This window comes from Leptolyngbya boryana PCC 6306, from assembly GCF_000353285.1.
Classification (GTDB): domain Bacteria; phylum Cyanobacteriota; class Cyanobacteriia; order Leptolyngbyales; family Leptolyngbyaceae; genus Leptolyngbya; species Leptolyngbya boryana.
In genome coordinates this window covers 4,959,827-4,985,082 of sequence record NZ_KB731324.1, presented here as the reverse complement: position 1 = coordinate 4,985,082, position 25,256 = coordinate 4,959,827, and the positions used below count along the sequence as shown (strand labels likewise).

The 25,256-nt window shown below is 47.3% G+C and carries 22 protein-coding genes and 1 tRNA gene; 14 read left to right on the top strand and 9 right to left on the bottom strand.

The annotated features are described in order from the left end of the window. Positions 1-57 precede the first annotated feature (57 nt). Both mdh and LEPBO_RS0125055 read left to right on the top strand, forming a co-directional pair. Positions 58-1,026, top strand: coding sequence for a malate dehydrogenase (gene mdh, locus LEPBO_RS0125060; RefSeq protein ID WP_017290341.1), 969 nt, complete (start codon positions 58-60; stop codon positions 1,024-1,026). 106 nt (positions 1,027-1,132) lie between these two features. Beyond that, positions 1,133-1,795, top strand: a complete 663-nt coding sequence (locus LEPBO_RS0125055; protein WP_017290340.1) for a hypothetical protein — start codon at positions 1,133-1,135, stop codon at positions 1,793-1,795. Between the two features lie 148 nt (positions 1,796-1,943). On the opposite strand, the gene LEPBO_RS0125050 is transcribed toward LEPBO_RS0125055, so the two are convergent. Then, positions 1,944-2,027: transfer RNA gene (locus LEPBO_RS0125050), tRNA-Leu, on the bottom strand. Positions 2,028-2,223: 196 nt separating this feature from the next. On the opposite strand from LEPBO_RS0125050, the gene murA reads away from it, so the two are divergent. Next, entirely contained in the window at positions 2,224-3,606 is a 1,383-nt protein-coding gene (gene murA, locus LEPBO_RS0125045) for a UDP-N-acetylglucosamine 1-carboxyvinyltransferase (RefSeq protein ID WP_017290339.1), read from the top strand. A 50-nt stretch (positions 3,607-3,656) separates the two neighbouring features. Next, positions 3,657-4,514 carry a M48 family metallopeptidase gene (locus LEPBO_RS0125040; RefSeq protein WP_017290338.1) on the top strand — a complete coding sequence of 286 codons (858 nt, stop codon included), beginning with the start codon at positions 3,657-3,659 and terminating at the stop codon, positions 4,512-4,514. A 47-nt stretch (positions 4,515-4,561) separates the two neighbouring features. Here LEPBO_RS0125040 and LEPBO_RS0125035 read toward each other — a convergent pair whose 3' ends face one another. Further along, positions 4,562-5,323: an HAD family hydrolase gene (locus LEPBO_RS0125035; protein ID WP_017290337.1), complete on the bottom strand. Its 762-nt coding sequence runs from the start codon at positions 5,321-5,323 to the stop codon at positions 4,562-4,564. 104 nt (positions 5,324-5,427) lie between these two features. On the opposite strand from LEPBO_RS0125035, the gene LEPBO_RS38210 reads away from it, so the two are divergent. The 4 genes from LEPBO_RS38210 to katG all read left to right on the top strand — a co-directional run bounded on the left by LEPBO_RS38210 (position 5,428) and on the right by katG (position 12,435). Next, entirely contained in the window at positions 5,428-7,773 is a 2,346-nt protein-coding gene (locus LEPBO_RS38210; RefSeq protein WP_017290336.1) for a tetratricopeptide repeat protein, read from the top strand. Between the two features lie 58 nt (positions 7,774-7,831). Next, positions 7,832-8,779, top strand: coding sequence for a class I SAM-dependent methyltransferase (locus tag LEPBO_RS0125025; protein WP_017290335.1), 948 nt, complete (start codon positions 7,832-7,834; stop codon positions 8,777-8,779). After that, positions 8,776-9,600 (top strand): SDR family oxidoreductase, encoded by an 825-nt coding sequence (locus tag LEPBO_RS0125020; RefSeq protein ID WP_017290334.1) that lies wholly within the window; start codon positions 8,776-8,778, stop codon positions 9,598-9,600. The genes LEPBO_RS0125025 and LEPBO_RS0125020 overlap by 4 nt, the downstream gene beginning before the upstream one ends. Before the next feature lie 606 nt (positions 9,601-10,206). Next, positions 10,207-12,435, top strand: coding sequence for a catalase/peroxidase HPI (gene katG, locus LEPBO_RS0125015; protein WP_026148910.1), 2,229 nt, complete (start codon positions 10,207-10,209; stop codon positions 12,433-12,435). A 106-nt stretch (positions 12,436-12,541) separates the two neighbouring features. Here katG and LEPBO_RS0125010 read toward each other — a convergent pair whose 3' ends face one another. The 4 genes from LEPBO_RS0125010 to hetL form a co-directional block, all read right to left on the bottom strand. Then, the gene (locus LEPBO_RS0125010) at positions 12,542-13,099 is read right to left on the bottom strand and encodes a pentapeptide repeat-containing protein (protein ID WP_017290332.1); all 558 of its coding nucleotides are present in this window, start codon (positions 13,097-13,099) and stop codon (positions 12,542-12,544) included. A gap of 397 nt (positions 13,100-13,496) precedes the next feature. Then, on the bottom strand, positions 13,497-14,321 hold the full coding sequence (locus LEPBO_RS0125000) for an acyl-CoA desaturase (protein ID WP_026148909.1): 825 nt from the start codon (positions 14,319-14,321) through the stop codon (positions 13,497-13,499). A gap of 200 nt (positions 14,322-14,521) precedes the next feature. Next, positions 14,522-15,784: an oxygen-dependent coproporphyrinogen oxidase gene (hemF, locus tag LEPBO_RS38205; protein ID WP_017290329.1), complete on the bottom strand. Its 1,263-nt coding sequence runs from the start codon at positions 15,782-15,784 to the stop codon at positions 14,522-14,524. A gap of 112 nt (positions 15,785-15,896) precedes the next feature. After that, positions 15,897-16,610 carry a heterocyst differentiation pentapeptide repeat protein HetL gene (hetL, locus tag LEPBO_RS0124990; RefSeq protein WP_017290328.1) on the bottom strand — a complete coding sequence of 238 codons (714 nt, stop codon included), beginning with the start codon at positions 16,608-16,610 and terminating at the stop codon, positions 15,897-15,899. Positions 16,611-16,828: 218 nt separating this feature from the next. Here hetL and psbA point away from each other — a divergent pair, with 218 nt between their 5' ends. Further along, positions 16,829-17,911 (top strand): photosystem II q(b) protein, encoded by a 1,083-nt coding sequence (gene psbA / locus LEPBO_RS0124980; RefSeq protein ID WP_017290327.1) that lies wholly within the window; start codon positions 16,829-16,831, stop codon positions 17,909-17,911. A 72-nt stretch (positions 17,912-17,983) separates the two neighbouring features. Continuing rightward, on the top strand, positions 17,984-18,532 hold the full coding sequence (locus LEPBO_RS0124975; RefSeq protein WP_036044882.1) for a DUF3122 domain-containing protein: 549 nt from the start codon (positions 17,984-17,986) through the stop codon (positions 18,530-18,532). Here the strand turns inward: LEPBO_RS0124975 and LEPBO_RS0124970 are convergent. Next, positions 18,522-18,884 carry an ArsR/SmtB family transcription factor gene (locus LEPBO_RS0124970; protein ID WP_017290325.1) on the bottom strand — a complete coding sequence of 121 codons (363 nt, stop codon included), beginning with the start codon at positions 18,882-18,884 and terminating at the stop codon, positions 18,522-18,524. The genes LEPBO_RS0124975 and LEPBO_RS0124970 overlap by 11 nt on opposite strands. 481 nt (positions 18,885-19,365) lie before the next feature. Between LEPBO_RS0124970 and LEPBO_RS0124960 the strand changes: the two genes are divergently transcribed. Beyond that, positions 19,366-20,403, top strand: coding sequence for an NADP(H)-dependent aldo-keto reductase (locus tag LEPBO_RS0124960; RefSeq protein ID WP_017290323.1), 1,038 nt, complete (start codon positions 19,366-19,368; stop codon positions 20,401-20,403). Here LEPBO_RS0124960 and LEPBO_RS0124955 read toward each other — a convergent pair. Next, positions 20,400-20,630, bottom strand: a complete 231-nt coding sequence (locus LEPBO_RS0124955) for a hypothetical protein (protein ID WP_026148908.1) — start codon at positions 20,628-20,630, stop codon at positions 20,400-20,402. The genes LEPBO_RS0124960 and LEPBO_RS0124955 overlap by 4 nt on opposite strands. Positions 20,631-20,715: 85 nt before the next feature. Here LEPBO_RS0124955 and namA point away from each other — a divergent pair, with 85 nt between their 5' ends. Then, positions 20,716-21,783: an NADPH dehydrogenase NamA gene (gene namA / locus LEPBO_RS0124950; protein WP_026148907.1), complete on the top strand. Its 1,068-nt coding sequence runs from the start codon at positions 20,716-20,718 to the stop codon at positions 21,781-21,783. An 85-nt stretch (positions 21,784-21,868) separates the two neighbouring features. On the opposite strand, the gene LEPBO_RS0124945 is transcribed toward namA, so the two are convergent. Further along, a complete protein-coding gene (locus LEPBO_RS0124945; RefSeq protein WP_017290320.1) occupies positions 21,869-22,735 on the bottom strand; it encodes a hypothetical protein in 867 nt (288 codons plus the stop codon). A 49-nt stretch (positions 22,736-22,784) separates the two neighbouring features. Here LEPBO_RS0124945 and rlmD point away from each other — a divergent pair, with 49 nt between their 5' ends. Both rlmD and lpxD read left to right on the top strand, forming a co-directional pair. Next, a complete protein-coding gene (rlmD, locus tag LEPBO_RS0124940) occupies positions 22,785-24,185 on the top strand; it encodes a 23S rRNA (uracil(1939)-C(5))-methyltransferase RlmD (RefSeq protein ID WP_017290319.1) in 1,401 nt (466 codons plus the stop codon). After that, positions 24,186-25,229 carry a UDP-3-O-(3-hydroxymyristoyl)glucosamine N-acyltransferase gene (gene lpxD, locus LEPBO_RS0124935; RefSeq protein ID WP_017290318.1) on the top strand — a complete coding sequence of 348 codons (1,044 nt, stop codon included), beginning with the start codon at positions 24,186-24,188 and terminating at the stop codon, positions 25,227-25,229. It abuts the gene before it with no gap. Positions 25,230-25,256: the final 27 nt, after the last annotated feature.

Sequence of the window (25,256 nt, the reverse complement as noted above, 5' to 3'; positions counted from 1 at the left end):
CTAGTTTCTTGATCGACAGCGCTAAGATGAAATCAAGAAGCACTGGCGGCAATTTTCATGTCTTCTTCTTTTCCAACCTGCTCCCAATTCCGCGTTTCGATCGTTGGCTCAGGCAATGTTGGGAGTGCATTAGCTCAGCGAGTTGCAGAGAAAAATTTAGCAGATGTTGTCCTACTTGATGTAGTTCGGGGTCGTCCGCAGGGATTAGCGCTCGATTTGATGGAAGCGCGCGGGGTAGAACGGCACGATCGCCACATTTTTGGAACCAACGACTATCTCGACACAGCGAATTCCGATGTCATTGTGATTACAGCCGGACTGCCGCGCAAGCCCGGTATGAGCCGAGACGATTTGCTTTTAACCAATGCCAAAATCGTGCGCGATGTAGTGAAACAAGCGATCGCACATTCTCCTCATGCCGTCATCATCGTCGTCACAAACCCACTAGATGTCATGACGCATCTCGCTTGGGCAGTGAGCGAACTGCCCCCTCATCAAGTCATGGGTATGGCAGGCGTTCTCGATTCCGCTCGGTTTCAAACCTTTATCGCAATGGAACTGAATGTCTCAGTGTCAGACATTAATGCCACCGTCCTAGGCGGGCATGGCGATCTCATGGTTCCATTGCCTCGATATTCGACTGTCAATGGAATTCCAATTACAGAACTTTTACCCGAAACCACGATCGACAAACTCATCGAACGCACCCGTAATGGCGGTGCAGAAATCGTTGAGTTAATGCAGACCGGAAGCGCATTCTACGCACCTGCATCTTCAGCTTGTGCGATGGTTGAAGCAATTTTGTACAACAAATCTCGCCTGTTACCGATCGCCGCGTACCTTCAAGGAGAATATGGACTGAACGAGGTCTTCATTGGGGTTCCTTGCCGATTAGGATGCGGTGGCATCGAGAAAATCATCGAACTCAATCTCACAGAGTCTGAGTTAACAGCACTTCATACTTCAGCAAAATCGATTCGAGAAAATATTGATCGTGCAAATCAACTTTTAGCAGCTACAGTGTAACCATGCTGAAAAACCCCGCTGTAGGGGGAGTCTGAACATTTAGAAACAGTGCAAACTATCGAAAGGAAATTCATCAACTTTTTGTCACCGCAAGGAACCGAAGAACATGAATCGTCGCTGGCTGATGGGCATAGTGGGTCTGATTTGTCTTGGAACCGTTGGATACACAGTCTCGATCGTGGCTGCAACGCCTGAAGAAATGCTACGTCGCCCATTTAGTTGTCCTGGCTCATCCAAAGCTGAAGCAAAGGATTTTCAGGTCTTGACGGTGCGAAAATGGGAAAAAGGCATTGTAGCTTTGTCGCGTGGAAATTGTCCGAGTGAAGCCAAATCGTTGCAAAAAGAAGCTTCAGTTCAGCCTGCCCTCAGTTATCGAGTGGTCAAACGCAATGGCATGGAATGGAGCCTAAAATCGACAGGCAGTTCCTTCAATCAGAATCCTGACAAACCCACTGCTGGAAAACAGCAAAAACTGATTCGATACCACGTCGGACGGACTCATCCCAACGTTAAAGAGCGCCATACGGTGTTCTATGGTGAAATTTTTTCTCCCGATGTTGCAGCCGTCGAGGTTGTCTTTGATAACGGTAAGGTTCTCCGAGATACAGGCACGAATGGAATGCTACTGCTGGTCGGATCTGGAGCAACGGGTATCTGCGATGTCCGGGCTTTAGGGACAGATAATCAGATCTTGCAACGAGACGAGCCGATTCCCGTACGATCGCCGATGGGAAGTAATACCTGTCAACCGATTTCGGGGCAGTTATAGACTGCTCGATCGATTAAATTTCATCCATAGACTCCAGTGAATTGATAAGTATATATTGATCAATTTCCCGTAATTTGCCGGAGATTAAATTCTTGGGATGATATCAAAAGTGGGCTGCCTCCGAAGAGAGCAGCCCACTTATCTTAGATGCGGAACCCGGGACTTGAACCCGGAAGTCCTTGCGAACACTAGAACCTGAATCTAGCGCGTCTACCAATTCCGCCAGTCCCGCATTTATCGGTCGCGATCTCCAAGTATCGTGGATTGCATTGAAATTGTCAATCTTTTTGGAAATTGATTTTTTCTGAGTTTACGCAAAACGGGCGACGTGGAATGCCGGGCAGTGCAGAGTGATGCTGGACAATTTCCTGCTTTCCGGTAGAATCTAAACCAACTTTGAAGTCCCAAATCTTAGCGTAAATTTCAACATGCCGACCCAGGAGGACAGACCCATTACTCTCGCGCCCAATTTGTCTCAAGATTCTTCACCTGAAGAAAGTCACTCTGTACTACACATTTGGGGACAACAACCCCTGAGTGGACACGTCAAGATCAGCGGGGCTAAAAATTCCGCCCTTGTCCTCATGGCTGGGTCGATTCTTTGCTCAGGAACTTGTCGGTTACGAAATGTCCCTTCGCTGCTCGATATCACTCGCATTGGCGAGATCTTGTCAGCCTTGGGCGTTAAAGTACTCCACGATCAAGAAGCTGGCATTCTTGATTTGGATGCCTCTGATATTAACCAATCCAAAGCGCCTTACGAAATCGTTAGCAAACTCCGGGCAAGCTTCTTTGTCATTGGTCCCTTGCTGGCGCGTTTAGGCGTTGCTCAAGTGCCGTTGCCGGGTGGATGCTCGATCGGCGATCGTCCCGTTGATTTGCACGTAAAAGGCTTACAAGCCCTAGGTGCAGAAGTCATCATCGAACATGGGGTTGTCAATGCGTACGTGCGTGGAAATCGCAAACGCTTGACAGGCGCACGGATTTATCTCGATTTCCCAAGCGTGGGTGCAACCGAGAATATCATGATGGCAGCGACCTTAGCAGAAGGCGAAACAATTATTGAAAATGCCGCTCAAGAGCCGGAAGTCGTCGATTTGGCGAATTTCTGTAATGCGATGGGTGCAAAGATTCAAGGTGCAGGAACTAATCGGATTGTGATCAACGGCGTTCCCAAATTGCACGAAATTGATTATTCGGTTGTCCCGGATCGGATTGAAGCGGGAACGTTTTTGATGGCGGGTGCAATTACGCGATCGGAAATTAGCTTATCTCCTGTTGTGCCGGATCATTTGAGTGCAGCGATCGCGAAACTCAGCGAAATCGGAATTCATGTGGCAATTGATGCTCCCGATTGTGTTCGAGTGTTGCCTGCCAAAACTTTCCGGGGTACGGATATTGAAACCTTGCCTTTCCCTGGATTTCCTACAGATCTGCAAGCTCCGTTTATGTCATTGCTGACCTTAGCCGAGGGAGACAGCATGATTACAGAGACGCTGTTTGAGAATCGGCTTCAGCATGTGGCAGAACTGAATCGCATGGGCGCAGATATTCGCTTAAAAGGCAATATTGCGATCGTGCGCGGTGTGCCTCAACTGTCTGGTGCGCCTGTCCAAGGTACAGATCTGAGAGCTTCTGCCGCCTTAGTGATTGCGGGCTTGGCAGCGAATGGCATGACGACTGTAAAAGGGTTGAATCACCTCGATCGTGGGTATGACAACATTGAGGCGAAACTGCGAGGACTGGGTGCAAAAATCCAGCGTGCGCTCGATACCTCAGTTGTCAGCGCTCCGATGAAAGCTGCCCTCTAAGTTCAGGCGTTTTCGTTATACTGGCTTTGAGAGATTCTGTACGCCTGAACATGTCATTCTCAAAGTCAGCCCTGATTGGGCTAAAAGCTGATCAGTTCCGTCACCCTCTAGATTTAGAGGCGACCCAAGCGTTGAAACAGTTGCCCGGATTGGATCTGGCAATTCGCGCTCTGTTGGGGAATGTGGCGGAACAATTTTTTTATCTTGAAAATATTGCCTCCAGCATTTTGGTGAGCGAGCAGCAACTCCCTGAGTTGCACCAGCTTTTGGTTGAAGCTTGTAAAGTTTTAGATTTAGACGTGCCGCAGCTTTATGTGCGTCAACATCCTGTACCGAATGCTTATACCTTCGCGATGAGAGGGAAGCAACCGTTTATTGTGATGCACACATCGCTGATTGATCTGCTCACACTTGAAGAGATTCAAGCCGTGATCGCACATGAATTAGGGCATTTGAAGTGCGATCACAGCGTTTATTTGACGTTGGCAAATCTGCTGATTTTGGCGGCAGGTCAGTTGCCGATGGGAGGCGTTTTGACCCAAGGATTGCAAGCGCAGATTATGAATTGGGTGCGCTGTGCGGAGTTTACTTGCGATCGTGCAGCCTTGCTTGCGACTCAAGATCCGAGAATTACGATGTCGGTGATGATGAAGCTGACGGGAGGATCGCCCAAGTTGGCGAGTCAGTTGAATCTCGATGCCTTTATCGCTCAAGCGCGGGCTTACGACGAGGTGAGCAAGACGGAGATTGGAGAGATGTTAAAGCAGTTGCAGACGGCGCAACTATCGCATCCGGTTCCAGTTTTGCGAGCACGGGAAATCGATCGCTGGGCGAGTTCGCAAGAGTATCAGAAGTTAATCAGTGAACGGTCAGAAAAACCCGCGATCGGCGGCTGGCGAAACTGGTAAAAGCAACCAGCGATTTAGCACTCCCACTGCTTCAATCCGTTGGAGTGCTAAATCGCTTGGAGAGTCTTTAGAGATAAGTAGGAGAACTTGTCCACGCTTCCAGAAATGAGAGAACAAGGCTGATCCGGTTCTCCCAATTGATCAACGACGAGCGCAGCCCCAGAAAAATCGTGTTGGCGGGTGTAATCGTTCATTGTGATCACCGTTTTGAGATTGGCTTGCAGGGCAGCTTGCAGTCCTGGATAGGAATCTTCGATCGCAATACAGTCTTCAGGCTCTAAATTTAATTGCTCCAACGCATACAGATAAATATCGGGTGCAGGCTTCTTCTGAGGCACAATGTCTCCTGCTGCAATCACTTCAAACCAATTCGGGCTATCGGGCGCAAGCGTTGTTTCGAGCAGGGCAATCACATTCTCAAATTGGCTCGTTGTCGCGATCGCTAATCTCACGCCTGCGTCTTTTGCCTCTTGAATCAAGCGCTGGACACCGGGACGTAATGGAATCAACCCTTCTTTGACTAGGGTTTGATAATGCCCAGTCTTCGCCGCATGAAGCTGTGCCGCAAACGCTTTTAGATCCGTTTCAGGAGATTTTGCACCAAAAGTTTTCACATCATACGTTTTCACATAATGCTGAATGCGCTCTTTGCCTCCTGCAACTTCGAGCAGATCGTGATACAGGTCGATCGACCAATTCCAATCCAAGCCAAAATCCGCGAAGGCACGATTGAACGCAATGCGATGTCCATCCCGTTCGGTGTCAGCCAGCGTTCCGTCCACGTCAAAAATTAGAGCCTTAAGTGCCATAAGAATTTTGTAATCAATTTCCTGATTCGTCGAAGATGCGACTGTAGAGAACAATATCAAGATGTGCTTTTAATTACTCAGTGATTTGTTCAGGGGCGAAAACAATGAAGAACGGAAAATGGTTGAACCTAGCTGAATCCTTAACGTTAGTTGGCTCAGGAGTTGGAGCGATCGCATCGATCGCATCTCAACAATTAGCGTTCACTGCTGCTCCCGTGTCTTTTCTGTTACTTTTGAACGTTGCAAATCGCCGTCGTCTTGATAAAGAAACCCTAAACGCGGCAAATCGTAACATTGCTCATCTTGACCAGCGCTTCTCCGATGATATCAAAGCTTTAGATCAGCAAGTGCGAACACTGCCCACCTTTGTTGATCTCGCCAGCGTTCGCAAAACAATTCAGCAGCGGCACGATAACGCGATCGCTCAATTACAGCACAATGTCTCCAGCCGATTGAGCGCGATCGAAAGTCGGGATCATGAACAGCTTGAAAAAGAATTAGAGTACCTGAAGACGAAGTACTCTCAGCTAGCAGAATCGATGGCAACCGTTTCGCAGTATTTGAATCGGTTAGTGACCACAAATCGCGTCGAAAGTGCCGAAAGTGAGATTGCCGAATTACGCACCGAAGTGGAGCAATTAGCGTCGAAACTCAGCGAGGTTTCGACCAGTCAGAAGCAAGTAATTCCGCGGCTGATGCAAGATGAAATTCATCAAATTCATCGGCGGTTGAATAGCTTGCCCTCGCCTTTTGATGCGACTGCTTTAAAGCAAGAAGTAGATGGACTCGTCAAAATTGTTGGAGATTTGGTATCTCGGCGAGATATGGCAAAGCTGATGGCAGAAATTGAAAAAATCCGCCATCAACATCAAGCTTTAGAGCAAACAGTCGTTCCGATGCGATCGGTAAATACCATTATGCGAAAGCAGATGGAAACTTTATCGTCTTGGATGACAACCGGACATCCGGCTTCGCCTGGGAGCAATATCAATCTTGAGCAGTTGCAGAATACCGTCGCTCAACTCGAAGCGCGGTTAGAAGAAAGTGCAAATCTCAAAGATATGCATACCGAAATGGAAACCATGCTCAATGGGCATTTGAGCCATTTGCAAGAGCAATTTGAAAGCGTTCAGCAGCATACCCGCAGTCTCGATCGCCAACAGAAACAGCTTGCTGAATGGATGGGTCGTTTGCCTGAAATGTTGGATGCAAAAGCATTGCAAAATCAGATGAAGTATCTCACTTCTCGTTTAGAAGTCACTGAAGCTCAGCTTTCAGACCTGGTGAATACGCCAAAATCTGAGTATGAATTGATGTTTAACCTATCTCAGGCACAATCTGATCCGTTTGCAAATACTCGCGCTGTGCTACAAGAAGCATTAAGTTCGGCTCAGTCTCGTGTGATTGTGGTATTCCCTTACCCCGACCAGGCAACGCTAGATGCAGAACTGATGCAAAGCTTTCAAGACTTTCTCAATCGGGGAGGACAGCTTGATATTGGTTGGGGACATTTGGGAGATCGGCAAGCGATGCAACAAGCAAAACTGATCTCCGATCGCGAAGCTCCTTCAACCTCCAAGAGCTATATTAAGCAAATTCTGCAACAGCTTACCCAACTCAAGCGCGAGTATTCTGAGCAATTTCATTTTAAGATTTTAGGCACGAATGAAAATTTCCTGGTTTGTGATTCCAGCTATGGCGTGGTTGGAATTCAACCAATTCCGACCGCTAGCGTTGCCTTTCCTGAAGTTGCATTTGGCATTCGGACTGAAAATCAAACGGTGATTCAGGGATTAGTCGATCGCTTTAACAAGCCGATGCTCGATGCGAAAGATGTAACGTCGCATTTGAATCGAGCGATCACCCGGTATGAGATGGGCGATTTTCAAGGTGCGATCGAAGACTATTCTAAAGTCGTTGAACTCGATTCAAACCATTACATTGCTTATAACAATCGGGCGCTGATTAAGTTTGAATTGGGGAATTACGCAGAAGCGATCGCAGATTTGAATCGGGCTGTGATTAGTCATTCGGGCAACTGCATTGCTTACTGTAATCGGGGTGTCATTTGGGCACAGATGGGTGAGAAAAATAACGCGATCGATGATTTTAGCTATGCCATTCAAGTCGATCCAGCTTGTCTGAATGCCTATTTTCAAAGAGGCTTGGCACGGATGAAATTTGAGAATACGCTCGGTGCGATCGATGATTTTACTGCCATGATTTGTATTGATGCAATGAATGCTGTGGCTTACTTTCATCGAGGGCTAGCTCGCAGTAAAGTGAGTGATAAAACTGGAGCGATTCGGGATTTGAAAGAGGCCGCTTGGTTGTTTTCGGTACAAGGCGATCAGGCGAAACATCAACATGCGATCGCGGCAATTCATAAACTCCGTAAACGTTTTGTGACCGTAGACACTCCGGATCTGAAGCTCGTTTGTGAGGCTTAATATTGCAGCATCGCGCTTTGCGGTTTAATTGAGAGTAGACGTTACGACCTCGAAGACCATGACTCTCCAAAGTAAGCCTGCCTGGGCTGGCGATGATTTTCTCTCGCGCTGTGTCAATTTGTTGATTCAGACTCAGCCTGTTTACGCGGTGATGAAACAGCAGGCGCGTCAAGTCCTAATTAAAACGGCTGAGCGAAATGGTGTGCCTTGGCGGAAACGAGTTGAAGAATTGGCGACGGCTGAAATTGAACATTCTGCTGCTCAGCTTACCAATCAGAAAGTCAGCTATCCCGATTATTACCAAGTGCCATTTCATGCTTACGAGCACGGGAATCTATGCTGGCAAGCTGCGTTTGAGGCAGAACCTGCGACTCATGCGATGGCACTCCGAGTCTGGAAGGATGAACCGCTGACGTGGGAGGAAGCTCAAGCTCGACTGCGGGGGAGCTTCCATCAGGTACTTGCTCAAAATATTCAACAGCCTGTGCAAGACATTCTCGACATCGGTTGCTCGATTGGACTGTCTACTATAGCTCTACATCGGTTCTATCAGAATCGGCAGCAGCAGCAAGTTCGCACGGTTGGGCTAGATTTATCCCCTTATATGCTGGCAGTCGCTCAGTATCGGGATGGCGATCGCGAGATCAGTCAATGGATTCATGCCAATGCTGAAGCAACCGAGTTGCCCGATTGCTCATTGGATTTGATCACGATCCAGTTTGTGCTGCATGAGTTGCCGCGATATGCGACGATCGCGATTTTTCAAGAAGCACTGCGATTACTGCGTCCGGGCGGGCATCTGGGGATTGTCGATAACAATCCCCAGTCGCCAGTGATTCAGAACCTACCGCCCGTACTCTTCACGCTGATGAAAAGTACGGAGCCTTGGTCAGATGACTACTATACGTTTAATGTTGAAACGGCTCTAGAGTCTGTTGGCTTTGAGCAAGTTACAACGGTTGCAAGTGATCCTCGACATCGCACGATTTTGGGATGTAAGCCATGAATTTTCAGAATAAAACGATCATTCTGACAGGAGCATCGGCTGGTATTGGGAAAAATCTCGCGATCGTGCTCGCTCAAAAGGGCGCAAATTTAGTGCTCGCTGCTCGAAATTCGACCGCTTTAGAAGAAACAGTTGCGTTGTGTATCGCACAGGGAGGACAAGCAATTGCAGTCCCGACAGATGTGACTTACCCTGAAGCCTGTCAAAAACTGATTGAATCTGCGATCGCAAGATTTGGACAGATTGATTGTCTGATTAACAATGCTGGCATCTCGATGATTTGTCGGTTTGAGGAAGTCACGGATCTGACAACTTTTGATCAGATTATGCGAGTGAACTATCTAGGAGCTGTGTATTGTACGCATTCTGCTTTACCTCATCTCAAACACAGTCAAGGGCTTTTAGTTGCGATCTCTTCTCTTTGCGGTAAAACGGGAGTTCCGACACGCACAGGATATGTGGCGAGTAAACATGCAATGCAAGGTTTTTTCGATACACTCCGAATTGAACTGCAAGGGAGTGGTGTCGATGTATTAGTAGTATCTCCGGGATTTGTTGCAACTGACATTCGAGAACGTGCTTTCGATGGGAAGGGGCAACTACTAGGGCAGAGTCCTCGCGATGAAGAACAAGGCACAATGTCTGTAGAGGAATGTGTGCGGCAAATTGTGGGTGCAATGGAAAAACGGAAACGAGAGCATTTGATGACCTTGAAAGGCAAAGCAATTCCGTGGGTAAAACTCATCGCGCCGGGGCTAGTCGATCGCATCGCTGCCTATGCTGCGCGTGTTAAGGCGGAGAAAAATAGCCCTCTTGCGTAAATCCCTGCGCCTTGACCCATGAAATTTTCGGCTTGTATGTTGAGGAAGAACTGATGAAGCGTCAATATCGCCTTTTTGTGCGTCGTCGAAGCTGAAAAAACAATATGCCATGAAGCACAGGACTAGATGATTCAACCTTCTCCAAGATCGCCCTGCAAAGTGATCCAGCCCTAGTTCTTCCTTCAGTTGCTGATAAGCTTGCTCGATCGTCCATTTTTGATGTGCCCAAGCCAAGAGTTGCGGCAAAAAGTTGAGATAGAAGCATTAGAGACGTAATACCGAATCGTCCCATCTTCAAACTTCTTTGCATCTTTGAAGGTCATGTTCTGCTCGCGCTTTAGTTCTATTCCTATTGTAGAAAGTCTTCACGCTACTTAACGGAGTAGTATCTGCGCGCAACTAAAGCACAGGTAGGCTAGCTCTTTAGCTATTCATGTAAACAATGGCTTCAAATTACTATCTATCGTCTCGAATCATGACGTTAATTATATTCTTCTCCAATTATATTTCTCATCTATTATCCCAGTAATTACATCTGTGCTATTTGTCTACAACACTGGCAATTCATCAAAAAAATCTATTCACACACCTCAGAAGGAAAACCCTATGAGCAGCGAAAGTGGATGCCCATTTATGGGTCGAGGTCAGAAACTTCAACCTCGTCATGTACCGACAAACCGAGAGTGGTGGCCGAATTATTTGAATCTGAGCATCCTCCATCAGCATCCCCCCCAGGCAAATCCTATGGGTGAGGAATTCAACTACGCGGAGGAGTTCAAGAGCCTTGATTTAGCTGCCCTTAGAGCAGATATCTACGAGCTAATGACGACCTCTCAGGACTGGTGGCCAGCCGATTACGGTCATTATGGGCCGCTCTTCATCCGAATGGCTTGGCACAGCGCAGGTACGTATCGGATTGGCGATGGTCGGGGTGGCGCAGGCTCGGGTAGTCAGCGCTTTGAGCCGCTCAATAGTTGGCCAGATAACGCCAACCTCGATAAGGCGCGCATGTTGCTTTGGCCGATTAAGCAGAAATATGGCAAGAAAATCTCGTGGGCTGATCTCATGGTCTTTGCGGGCAACTGCGCTCTGGAGTCGATGGGCTTCAAAACGTTGGGCTTTGCTGGCGGGCGCGTGGATGTCTGGCAGCCCGAGGAAGACATCTACTGGGGGTCTGAGAAAGCTTGGCTCGGCAATGAGCGTTACCAAGACGATCGAGTTCTGCTGAATCCCCTTGCCGCTGTTCAGATGGGTCTGATCTATGTGAACCCGGAAGGACCAGACGGCGAGCCTGATCCAGTGGGTTCAGGTCGCGATATTCGCGAGACCTTTGGTCGGATGGCGATGAATGATGCAGAGACAGTCGCGCTGGTGGCGGGCGGACATACCTTTGGCAAATGTCACGGTGCGGGCGATCCATCGCATGTTGGTGCTGAACCTGGAGGTGCGACTATCATCGATCAGGGACTGGGCTGGAAGAGCACCTTCAACACAGGTATCGGTGTCGATGCAATCACCAGTGGGATCGAAGGTGCATGGACTACTCATCCGACTCAGTGGGACAACAACTACTTTGAGAACCTATTTAACTATGAGTGGGAGCTGACAAAGAGTCCTGCTGGCGCGCATCAATGGGTGCCTAAGAATGGTGCTGGTGCAAATACAGTGCCGGATGCACATGATCCATCAAAACGGCATGCTCCCATGATGACCACAGCCGACATGGCAATGAGGATGGATCCTACCTATGAGCCGATTTCACGGCGTTACTATGAGAACCCGAATGAGTTTGCAGATGCGTTCGCCAAAGCATGGTTCAAGTTGACACACCGCGACATGGGACCACGATCGCGTTATCTCGGTTCAGAAGTTCCTGAGGAAGAATTCTTGTGGCAAGATCCCATTCCCACAGTTGACCATGAATTGATCAATGAGTCGGACATTGCCACTCTCAAAGGCAAGATTCTGGCTTCGGGACTATCTGTTTCCCAACTGGTTTCAACGGCTTGGGCATCAGCATCAACGTTTCGCTGCTCTGATATGCGGGGTGGAGCGAACGGAGGGCGCATTCGTCTCGCGCCGCAGAAGGATTGGGAAGTCAATGAACCCGCCCAATTGGCAACAGTAATCCAAACGTTAGAAGCGATCCAACGGGAGTTCAACACCTCGCAGTCTGGCGGCAAGCGGGTTTCGCTTGCTGACTTGATCGTTCTGGGCGGATGTGCAGGCATTGAACAAGCTGCAAAAAATGCGGGTCACGACGTAACGGTTCCCTTCCAGCCGGGACGCACGGATGCGGTGCAAGAGAAAACAGATGTCGAGTCCTTCGCTGTGCTCGAGCCAACGGCAGACGGGTTTCGCAACTACTCTAGCGGCAACCACAGCGAATCGCCCGAAGAGTTGCTGGTCGATCGAGCACAATTGTTGTCTCTATCAGCCCCTCAGATGACGGCTCTCTTGGGCGGCTTGCGCGTCTTGGGGGCGAACTTTGGAGGAGCCAAACAGGGTGTCTTCACCCATCGACCCGAGACGTTGACTAATGACTTCTTCGTCAACCTGCTCGACTTAGGCACGACATGGAAGGCGACTTCTGAAGATGAGTATGAGTTCGAGGGGAGCGATCGCAAAACGGGTGAACCCAAATGGACTGCGACCCGCGTTGACCTTATCTTTGGGTCAAATTCTCAGCTTCGCGCGCTTGCAGAAGTCTATGGCGCGGAGGACTCGCAACCGAAATTTGTGCAGGACTTCGTGGCAGCGTGGAACAAGGTGATGAACCTCGATCGCTATGATCTTCGTGCGGTTTCGGCGAAAAGCGCTGCGAGGGGCTTCTAAGCATCACTCATCCTCCGAGGTAAGCCACTCTTTCTCCCAAGGGCTTACCTCAAGAATTCTCATTTCGAGAACTGATAGAGAGAGCACATTGAAATCACAATTGCATTCAGGTTGCGAGGCTAGGATCATCGCCTTCTAGCATCGTGCCCTTGAGCGTCGTGTCTTTGAGATCTGCGCCGCTCAGGTTAGCATTCTCTAGAGAAGCATCTGTTAGATTTGCTTGCTCTAGTTCAGCATTGGCGAGGTCTGCTTCACTCAAATCCGCAGCCTCTAAGTTTGCACCACTCAGTATGGCTTGATTGAGATCTGCCTGGGTTAAGGTCGCTTGAATGAGATTTGCTACTTCGAGATCGGCATTGCTCAAATCCGCACGATCGAGCAATGCGCCTTCTAAAATCGTGCCTCCTAGCATGGCATTGCTGAGATTTGCCCCTGTCAAATCGGCTCCCGCTAGGTCTGCCCCACTCAGGTCGGTGCTGCTGAAGTCAGCATTGATCAAGGTCGCGTTTCTTAGGCTCGCGCCTTCTAAGTTAGCACCTGCGAACACGGCATTACTGAGATTCACCCCTGATAAATCTGCTTCTGCGAGATCTACGTTACTAAAGTCGCGATCGCCACTTTCATACCGCTGCTGTAGTTGCTGAACGTCTATCGGTTGTACCATCGCAAACCTCCTAGTCCTCTTATGTCGCTTTCTTCGGCTTTTGTAAAGTTTGAGTGTATGGGTTCTCACTACGAAAAGCGTCTACCTGTTGTCATACGCCCCGCAATCAAAACACTTCTTAATACTTCCGATTCACATCCATCCGATGTTGTAGCGTTTTTAGTTAAGGCAATTCTTTCGGGTTACTTAATCTTTTTGACTGATTCTGACTTGAAATCGACAATCAATCAAGGCATCAAAGGGCGCGATGGGCTGAACCTATAGCCTAACCCTATCCGTGTAAGAACTCACCCCCGAAAGTCAGACTCGGCAGACCTATTTAATTTTCGTCAATTTTTTCATTCCCAGAGGAACAGAAGAGGGACATAAGGAGCCTGTGAGGAAGAATTTCCCGCAGCTAAGGGGGCAGGATAACTTTTTGAGCTAACCCAACCTGTCTAAGCAGCCAAATTGCCCACCACGTTACATCGATTTCCCACCAGCGCCATCCTGCTTTCGCTACATGAGGATAAGCATGATGATTGTTATGCCACCCTTCACCATAGGTCAGAATTGCTGCCCACCATAAATTTCGAGAGCCATCGGGAATGTCAAACGATCGATATCCCCAAACATGCGTCACAGAATTAATAAACCAAGTACTATGCCAGAGCAGCACCGCTCTGACAAACATGCCATAAATCACGAACGACCAACCGCCAATCATATAGAGCAAGAGTCCGAGCGGAAACTGTAGGAGAACAAAGTAACGATTCAACCAGCGATAGAATGGATCGCGCGCGAGATCTGGCGCAAAGCGTTTATATTGCTCATAGTCAAAAAACTCAGCATGAGGATAGAAGATCCACAGCATATGGCTCCACCAGAAGCCTCGCCGAGCAGAGTAAGGATCTTTCTCTTCATCTTCTGTATGAGCATGATGTAAGCGATGCCCAGCTACCCAAAAAATTGGTCCGCCTTGTAAAGCTAAAGCACCAATCAGTGCGATCGCATATTCCAACCCTTTCGGAACTTGAAAACTTCGATGGCTCAATAAGCGATGATACCCCAGACAAATCCCAATGCTGCCAAAGAACCAATGAAGCACTAGCATTGTCCCCAAAGCTGACCATGAAAAGAACCAAGGCGCTAGCAGTGCAAGGGCATGAATCAGTGCAAAAAATGCGACGGTTCCCCAATTCAAAGGCGGATTAGACCTTGACGATAAAGATTCAGATGACATAACGTTCTTCCTCAACCACACTATCAGTCAATTAGAGCCATTCCTATGACGTTACTGAAGCTTGTCGCAGTGCTGAGATCGCTGGATAGCGAACAGCTCGTTCAGAACTCATTAATTCACTGCATCACTAGCCAGTAAAGAATGGCAGCAGAATCATGGAATGCTCATCACTCCATGATCTTTTGCATTAAGCTTAGCGCTTAGACATCTTCTGGATAGAGATTGCTATAGCGATTGAGTTCATCGACAGTAATCAGATTTTTCAGTCCTTCTTGACGCGATCGCAGAAGTTCCTGGCTCAGATGTGCAATTTCGCCGTCTGGTAAGTCTGCTTGTGCTAGCTCATCAAAAAACTGATGATAAACATCCCGAAGCTGATGAGCAAACTTAAATCGAAGTTGCTGGGCTTGGAGTCGCTTTTGTGCCAGCGTCGATTCTGGTGCTTGATTTGCCCAATCTTGCGGCTTGAGAAAGACTTCGGTCAGTTCAGCTTCTGGGCTACCCGGTTCCGACTCGTAGGCATATTCCCATCGAGCCAGGGGTGGCAATGACATGAGAATCGATTCAGTCCGTCCATTCGTTTGCAAGCCGAATACAGTGCCACGATCGTAGACCAAATTAAATTCGGCATAGCGTCCTCGGCGGTAAAGTTGGAAATTGCGTTCGCGATCGCCATAGTTCATTGATTGGCGTTTTTGCGCGATCGGTAAGTAAGCAGGAAGAAACGCATTCCCACAGCTTTGAACGAAGGCAAAAAGTTCTTCCCAAGTCCGAGGAACAGAATCAACTTGCTGACTATATTGTGCAGCGAGTGACTCTGATTGTGATCCGACATAAAGCGATCCATTCCCATCCTGGTAATCGAAGAAGATGCCGCCAATACCTCGCTGCTCTTGACGATGACGCAAGTAAAAATACTCGTCACACCACAATTTGAAGGCAGGATAGTAAGCCGGATGATGGGCATCGCAGGCATTTTTTAGGGTTTGATGGAAGTGAATAGCATCTTCTGCGAAAGGATAGTACGGTGTTAAATCTGCACCGCCGCCAAACCACCAAATCGAACCTGCTTCAAAGTAGCGATAGTTGAGGTGAACAGTCGGAACATAAGGGTTGCGAGGATGCAGTACCATTGAGATTCCAGTGGCGAAGAAAGGCTGTCCAGCAGCCTCTGGACGCTGTGCCAGAATAGAGGGGGGCAAACTTTCACCCCAAACCTCAGAAAAGTTCACGCCACCTTGTTCAAACACTCGCCCATCGCGAATCACGCGAGTCCTTCCCTCGCCGCCTTCGGTGCGTTCCCAATGGTCTTCTTGAAATTTTGCTTCTCCATCTAGTTGCTCTAGTGCAGCACAAATTTCATCTTGTAGGTTCTGGACAAATTGTTTTGCTCTCTGCCGTGAGTCTACAGGGGGCAGAGAGTTTGTCAAAGAATTGAATTGCAAAAGAGTATTTCTAGCCATAGCAGGGGTAGTGAGTTGCTTTAATCACTCTATGGTTATTAAACTGACTAACTACAAAACCGTTTCAAAACTTAATACAAAGCGTTAAATCATCAAACGAGCTAGAAAGGCTCTAATCATGCACGCTTCCATCGGGCATAATTGCGCCTTGCAAATCTGCATCGGTCAAATCGGTTCCCGTCAGATCTGCACCTTGCAAATTCGCATTGCATAGGTTTGCGCCGCTCAAGTTCGCATAACTTAAATCAGCCCCGCGCAAACTTGATGCACTCAAGTCCGTAATCAAATCTCCCCAGAGCAATCTGCGACTCAAATTTGCTCGACATAGCTTCGCACCATCTAGATCCGCATGATGAAGTACCACAGCCCCCAAATCGGCATAGCTCAAATCTGCACCACTCAACACTGCAAATCCGAGATCCGTTCGTTGGTCAGAACTAGGACGAAGATCCGCTTCAATTAACAATGCGTGTGAGAGCTTGGCATGAGTGAGATTTGCACCGCATAAACTCGCTTTCACTAAATTGGCTTCATCTAATCGAGCGTGGACTAACTTGGCTCCCGTGAGATCAGCCTCACGTAAACTGACTCGATATAAATCTGCTTCACTTAAATCAGTTCCCCAAAGAATTGCTTCACTTAAGTTTGCTTCGCGCAGACAAGCTTGATGAAAGTTAATTTTGCCGAGTCGCGTCTGACGTAGATCTGCATGACTAAAATCGGCTCGGCTCAAGTTCGCATTGGTTAGCTCAGCATCTTGTAAAGCAATGCGCTGAAAGTTGCGTTCTCCAGTGTTATATCGTTTGAGTAGCTCATCTACTTTCATCGCGTTCACTCTTCCTCGATCGTAGTTTCATTCTTCATCTTATGCTGTGAGTGCTGGAATACAGCCCACCCCAGATACGATGTTTCTTCGAGCATGACTATACTCTCGAAAAAATCAAGAAATGGGCTTGACATTTTATAACTATCTAGCTATTAAGTTAGATAGCTGATTATTCAGACTACTTTGTATTTTACTCATCCATACGGATTTATCAACTCATGACAACGCTATTGCAAAGACGTGATCGTGTCCCCCTCTGGGATCGCTTCTGTGATTGGATTACGAGTACCGAGAATCGGCTTTATATTGGTTGGTTTGGGGTGTTGTTGATTCCGACTGCGCTGACCGCCGCGATCGTATTTATTCTTGCGATGATTGCGGCTCCTCCGGTAGATATTGATGGCATTCGAGAACCCGTTTCTGGGTCATTGCTCTACGGAAATAACATTATTACAGCGACCGTTGTGCCAACTTCTGCGGCAATTGGCTTACATTTTTATCCCATTTGGGAAGCCGCTTCATTGGATGAATGGCTCTACAATGGTGGTCCTTATGAATTGATTGTCTTTCACTTCCTGATTGCGATTTTTGCCTACATGGGGCGGCAATGGGAATTGAGCTATCGCCTAGGAATGCGTCCTTGGATTCCAGTTGCATTCTCTGCTCCAGTCGCAGCAGCAACTTCTGTACTCCTGATTTACCCGATCGGACAAGGAAGCTTTTCTGATGGTTTGATGCTCGGCATTTCAGGAACGTTCAACTTTATGATTGTGTTCACGGCTGAACATAACATTCTTATGCACCCGTTTCACATGCTAGGGGTGATCGGGGTCTTTGGAGGTGCATTATTTAGCGCAATGCATGGTTCGTTAGTGACATCTTCTTTGATTCGCGAAACAGCAGAAACAGAATCTCAGAACTATGGCTATAAGTTTGGACAAGAAGAAGAAACCTACAATATCATCGCTGCACACGGGTACTTTGGGCGATTGATCTTCCAGTATGCGAGCTTCAACAATTCGCGCTGGCTACACTTCGTGCTTGCTGCTTTTCCAGTGATGGGAATTTGGTTTGCTGCTCTGGGAATTAGCACCATGGCATTTAATCTCAATGGGTTTAACTTCAATAGTTCGATTCTCGATAGTCAAGGGCGAACGATCGAGACTTGGGCAGATTTGCTCAATCGAGCAAATGTTGGGATTGAAGTGATGCACGAGCGCAATGCTCACAATTTTCCGCTTGATTTAGCATCAGGTGCAGCTCAACCGCTAGCACTGATAGCCCCGACCATCCAGAGTTAGTCTGATCTTCCTTCATCAACGAGCGTCCTCTAACCAGGACGCTTTCTTGCCAGAGTTTTTAGGAGAGCCTGAATGAAATCCCCCATCCGAGAATTCTTTTTCTGGTCATTGCTGAGTACCTGGGTAATGGTGATCTCACTAGGATTAGGAGTATTGATGAGTTCACCTGCAAGGGCAGAGATTCGGCAGTTAGAAGAAGCACCGGGACAAAGTGTGATCCAATCTCGACAATTGCTGCAAGACCAGCATGGAAATCGCTGGCAAGCGATCGCATTTCAACGCAGTTATCCCAATGGTCAAACCAGTTTTGATCTCAGGCTTGTGGGGTTTCCGGGAATTACCAACATTGATCACTCTCAGCCTTTGATGCTCACAAATTCTTTGGGCGCAAATTTGACTGCTCACGCAAATGATCAAGCAATTTTTACCGATAAAATTCATCCCGAACCGAATGTTGGGCAATACGATTTACAGGCTGTATTCCCTCAGATGCAGGCAGAAATCCCACTCAAACTTTCAATCCCAACGCTTCAAGACGAGTCGGTTCGTCTCTCAGTTTCACCTTTGATTATTCAGGAATGGAAGGCTGTTGCAAGCAGTGAATTGCAGATTAAAAAATAGAGGTTTTATTCCGTAAACTCTTTAAGCTTGCTGCTTGCTGTTGGACTCGTTCACTGATGCGATCGCACGCTAGCTCGCAGAACTCAAAAATCATTGGATCAGCGATTTCGTAGTAGGCACTTGTACCTTTCGCCTCCCGCGATAAGATTCCGGCTTGATAGAGCACTTTGAGATGCTTTGATAAATTCGCCTGCCCTAAACCTGTTGCTTCGGAGATTTCCATCACATTCATCGCGCCCGATCGCAAACAAGTCAGAATCTGAAGCCGACTCATCTCTGACAAGACTTTGAAATAGTCGGCAACAGCAGCAAGAATCGCTGGATCTGCTTTTGATGGTTTAGTTTTTGGCATAGGGTAATTCAGCAATCAATAGGGTAATTTTATAACTAATTAGGATTATAGCCAATTACCGAACTAACTCAGATTAGAGCGTCGATCATAGATATACATAGATATGAATGCTTGAAAAGACTTGTGCTATGTCACGTGCATAGTAAGAGAGAGCATTATCAGCTTAACTCTGAAGATATAAAACCTGTGGAGACCTTCGCTCTTTAGCGTTGCTAAATGCTGCGCGGACTTCGTTTGTGTAGCCGCGAATTCCATTCGCAAGGCATTTGTCGCAAACATTCTTCAATTTGGTATCAGGTCTATTTTTGAGCAGATGCTATCTTTGTGTGATTTCTTCGCTATAATACTACGGTGAATCGACCAACTCACCGTAGTATTTCATAAAATCGCCAAATGTTAGTTTTTGCTGAGCAAATTCCGTTAATTTGGTCAAACCGATCAAGCTTTATTTGATGATTCCTTCAAGTCACAACTAGAATTTATGCAATACAATTCCCTTGGTGAAAGTAACCTCAAAGTTTCTGAAATTTGCCTAGGTACGATGACCTTTGGGCAGCAAAATACAATCGAAGAAGCCCATCAACAACTTGATTACGCTCTCGATCGTGGCATTAATTTTATTGATGCCGCAGAAATGTATCCTGTTCCGCCACGTGCTGAAACTCATGGCGTGACTGAAACTTACATTGGTGAGTGGCTAAAATACCAGCAAAGAGACAAAGTGATTGTCGCCACGAAAGTGATTGGTGCAGGACGACGGTTCAAATGGGTACGTGAGGGGGTGAACAAAGTCGATCGCAATAGTGTACAACAAGCGATCGACGATAGCCTCAAGCGGCTCCAAACTGATTATGTCGATCTGTACCAAATTCATTGGCCCGATCGCTATGTGCCGCAATTTGGACAAACCATTTTTGATCCCAAGCAAGAGCGGGAAACAGTTCCCATTGCTGAACAGTTGGAAGTATTTGCAGATCTGATCAAGGCTGGAAAAATTCGCTACTTGGGACTGAGCAATGAAACCCCTTGGGGCATTACAACGTTTAGCTATCTTGCTCAACAATTAGGATTACCGAAAGTGGTGTCAATTCAAAATGCTTACAACTTATTGAATCGGGTCTTTGATTCTGCATTGGCAGAAGCTTCGTACCGCGAGAATGTGGGTTTACTAGCTTATAGTCCTTTAGCATTTGGATTTTTGTCTGGAAAGTATTTACAAGGCGATCCTGGAACGACTCGAATTACCCTATTTGAGCAGTTTGGACAGCGTTATCTTAAACCTAGAGTCAAGGAAGCGGTTGCGGCTTATGCTGAGGTTGCAAAACGTCACAACCTTAGTCCGACAGCATTAGCGTTAGCATTTGTTCGGAGTCGTTGGTTTGTGAGCAGTACTATTATCGGTGCAACAACCCTAGACCAACTTCGAGAAAATATCGATAGCATCAAGGTTGATCTAACTCCAGACATTCTCAAAGACATTGAGGAAGTTTACACGCAATATCCCAATCCGGCTCCTTAAGTCGGTTTGCACTCAATGTCTGACCATCGAGCGTTCTGCTGCGAGGTGCAGCGTTGGGAGATGTCGATCGCAGGACTAAAAATTACGAGTCGGTCAAGCAATTCGACATCTCCAGAAGAAATCTTGAGAAGCGTAGTCAGTTCGATTCGGCAATACCTGAAGAAAAGACAGAACTCATAGCCAATCAATTTGTAAAGGGGCAGAACTCCGCCCCCTAAATTCCCCATTTTCGGGAACTTTGAGAATCTTAGATCACTACGATCGTGGAAATTTTCTAAGATTTGATCAGCGTTGATCGTTAGGAATATCTCAATGTCGCATTTGTTTGAACCCCTTACCCTTCGAGATGTCACTCTCCGCAATCGCATTGTCGTCTCCCCCATGTGCCAATACTCCAGCATTGATGGATATGCCAATGATTGGCACTGGGTTCATTTAACAAGTCGTGCTGTTGGTGGAGCAGGATTAGTGTTTACTGAAGCAGCCGCGATCGAACCCCAGGGACGCATTAGCCCTGAAGATTTAGGAATTTGGTCAGATGATCAGATTGAAGCTTTAGCAAAAATTGTCACGAGTATTCATAACTGTGGTGCGGTTGCAGGCATTCAACTCGCCCATGCAGGCAGAAAAGCAAGTACTGCAAAACCAAGTGAAGGGGGACATGCGATCGACGAGTCTCAGGGAGGATGGCGACCGATTGTATCGAGTAGTGCCGTTGCATTTAGTCCCAAGCATCCAACCCCAGAAGCCTTGACTGTCGAAGAAATTCAGCAAACGACTGAGGCATTTGCTCAAGCCGCGCGTCGATCAGTAGAAGCTGGATTTCGAGTCATTGAAATTCACGCAGCACATGGGTATTTACTGCATCAATTTCTCTCGCCTTTGGTGAATCAACGACAAGATGAGTATGGTGGCAGCTTTGAAAATCGCACTCGATTTCTCCAAGAGGTCGTTCGAGCAGTGCGGGAGATTGTACCAGAACGCGATTCGCTCTGGGTTCGCATCTCAGCAACCGATTGGGCAGAGCAAGGATGGGACATTGAACAAAGCATTTCTCTGAGCGATAAGATCAAATCTCTTGGCGTTGATGTGATTGACTGTTCTTCGGGTGGCACGATCCCTGGCGTGAAAATCCCTCTATCTCCGGGCTACCAAGTGCCCTTTGCTGAACGAATTCGTCGAGAAGCCAAAATTCAAACGGGTGCAGTGGGATTGATCACCTCTGCTGAACTAGCAGATTATATTATCCGTGCAGGTCAAGCAGATGTTGTCTTGATAGGGCGGGAATTCTTGCGGAATCCCTATTGGGCACTTCAAGCAGCAAAAGAACTAGGTCAGGAAAAAGTCTATCCCGTGCAATACGAACGAGCCTGGATTTAATGACAGAGTGTCTCGGTCGGATGGAACCTGTATGAACGCACCTCTAGCACCTCTACAGTTGGGGCTAGTGGCTTTAGAGAGTAACCTATTTCGGATTGTCGATCGTCACTTCATAGTTCACCACTCCGAGCCAAGGAGCTTGAGGTTGCTGATAAGGTTTGAACTTCAAAGGTGCTAGATCAGCGTTGCGAATGAGGTGAGCCATAAAGTGCAGCGAACCTTGTAGCAAATCTGCGCTGAGTAAATCGCGTTCTAAATTTGTCGATCGCAGTTTTTGTGTAAACGATTTCATCAATTTCTTGAGAAAACTTGCATTCTGAGACAATTCTAAATACGCAAACGTAGCACTGCGAATTTCAGCTTCAATCTTGGCAGGATTCGTAATTCTCTGACCATCTAGGATGCCATTAAATCTGCGCTGAATAAATGTTCTTACATGCTCCGAATAAGGCTGAGCATGATATTTCTGCATCGCTTCAGATAAAAGCATCTTGGAATTTCCATTGAGCATTGCGCCAACCACCCAAGCAGCAACATCTGCCGCATAATCTGACTCTGAAGCAAACCGATCGAGCGCATCCCCTAAGCCTTTGAACTTTTCTGGAGTGGCGCGATACGTCTCGATCGAAGACCCAATATCACCCGCCCAAGAAGTATGATCTCCTGTCCAGCGCGTCAAATCTGACCATTGCAGCCCTGGCTGATTGATTTGATCCGACAAAGACGCAATGAAATGTCCAAAATCTATAGTTGCACCTGCTAAGATCACATCTTGATTGAGTTTACCTTCAATAAATGCTTGCTCAAACCCTGTCACAACCGTCCAGACTTTCGTCGTATAGCTCGGCTTCGTATAGCCGCGTAAACGATTTGTAATCTCGTAAGTCGAGGCATCAGGGTGAGATTGTTCAAAATCGCTGATAAATTGAAGAACGGTTGTGAAATCAGTCATAGGACAGAAAGAGAAGCGACACTTAAGAGAATATTAGCGAGACATTACTGTGCCCACACAATTAGACACATCATTCAGCGATAACACTACGGAATGGCGGCAAGGTGAATTGCTGGAAGTCACGATTACCGATTTGAGCGATCGCGGTGATGGAGTAGGTCGCGCAGGCTCACGGGTCGTCTTTGTGCCCGATACGGTCACCGGCGATCGCGCTTTAGTCCGATTGATGCACGTCAAGCCGAATCTTGCTCATGCGAAGTTATACAAACTCCTCGAAGCTTCGCCCCATCGGATTCGACCCGGCTGTATTGTTGCTGACAAGTGCGGCGGCTGTCAGTGGCAGCATGTCGATTATGACTATCAACGAGAAGCGAAACGGAATCAGGTCGTTCAGGCATTAGAGCGAATTGGCGGATTTCGTAACATTGCAGTTGATCCCGTTCTGAATGTGAGCGAACCTCTGCACTATCGCAACAAATCGACTTATCCACTCGGAAGTTCCAACACGCGACAAGTTCAAGCGGGATACTATCAAAAAGGCACGCATCAGATTGTAAATCTGAATCAGTGCCCGATTCAGGATGAGCGATTGAATCCTTTACTGGCTGAAGTCAAACAGGACATTCAGCAGCAGGGATGGCGAATCTATGATGAGAAATATCATCGCGGTCAATTGCGGCATTTAGCCTTAAGAATTGGGCAGCGCACAGGTGAAATCTTGCTGACGTTGATTACGGCTGATCCAGACTTGCCGAATTTAGAAGAGCAGGCTCAGGAATGGCTGCAACGCTATGAGAATTTAGTCGGTGTGTCGCTGAATGTACAGCGCGATCGCACGAATGCCATTTTTGGTTCAGAGACACATTGCATCGCAGGTCAGCCTTTCCTCTCAGAACGATTCGCAAATCTGACGTTCCACATCCGACCCGATACTTTCTTTCAAGTCCATACTGAACAAACTGAAGCTTTGTTAAACATTGTTTTGGAACAGTTAAACTTACAAGGTGACGAAACATTTGTTGATGCTTATTGTGGAATTGGAACAATGACTTTACCGATCGCACAACGTGTCAAAACTGCGATCGGATTAGAAATTCAACCGGAAGCGATTGAACAAGCTCAACAGAACGCAAGTTTGAATGGAATCGAGAACGTCAGATTTGAAGTGGGAGCGGTTGAAAAAGTTTTACAATCGCTTGAGATTCATCCGGATTTAGTCATGCTCGATCCACCTCGTAAAGGATGTAATGCAACTGTTTTGGAGACGCTTCGACAACAGAAACCTAAGCAAATTGTTTACGTCAGTTGTAATGCTGCGACATTAGCACGAGATCTGAAATTGTTATGTGCAGATGATGCCTATCAACTGATACGGGTTCAGCCTGCGGACTTTTTCCCGCAGACGGCTCATGTTGAATGTGCTGCTTTTTTAAACCGAGTGGAGGAGTAAATGCTGTTTAAGGATCTGGTAGAAAAGTTAGGGCAATCCGTGAAGAGTAGTAGCGAAACACCTGATCTAGAAATTTCAGGAGTTTCCGCAGTACTTGATAGTAAGCCGAATACGCTGACCTATTCTGAAAGCCTGAAATTTGCAAAGCAGCTTCGCGAAACCCAAGCTGCTGCGGTGATTTTGCCTGCAAATGAGGAATTACTAGCGATCGCGAAAGAACGCGGTTTAGCTTGGATCGTTGTAGCGAATCCGCGCTATGCGTTTGCTCAAGCGATCGCGCTTTTCTACCAACCTTACAAACCTGCCGCAACAATTCATCCGTCTGCAATCATTGATCCGTCTGCTCAGATTGGTCAAAACGTTGCGATTGGCGCGCATGTTGTGATTGAAGCCAACGTGACAATTGGCAATGATGTTGTTATTCATCCGGGTGTTGTCATTTACCCAGACGTGATAATTGGCGATCGTACAGTTCTCCATGCCAATTGTGTGATTCACGAACGCGCTCAAATCGGTGCAGACTGTGTGATTCATGCAGGGGCAGTGATTGGCTCAGAAGGCTTTGGCTTTGTGCCGACTCGTGAAGGCTGGCTGAAAATGGAGCAATCAGGCTGTACCGTGCTCGAAGATGGCGTTGAAGTAGGGTGCAATTCTTCGATCGATCGCCCTTCTGTCGGTGAGACTCGAATTGGGCGTAATACAAAGATTGATAACTGTGTGCAGGTTGGGCATGGAGTCAAAACTGGAGAGGCTTGTGCATTTGCTGCTCAAGTTGGGATCGCCGGGGGATCTGTACTGGGCAATCGCGTGATTTTGGCAGGTCAGGTCGGTGTGGGCAATGAGAGCCGGATGGGCGATGGTTCGGTTGCCTCTGCAAAAACTGGAGTTCATGCCAGCGTGGCGGCAGGACAAACAGTATCGGGTTATCCTGCGGTCGATCATCGAATTTTTCTACGATCGTCTGCTGTCTATAGCCACTTGTCTGAGATGTACAAAGCGATCAAGCAAATTCAGAAGCGCTTAGGAATGGATACGGATTCATAAGCAACGGTTGAGGAGAATGCGATCCAA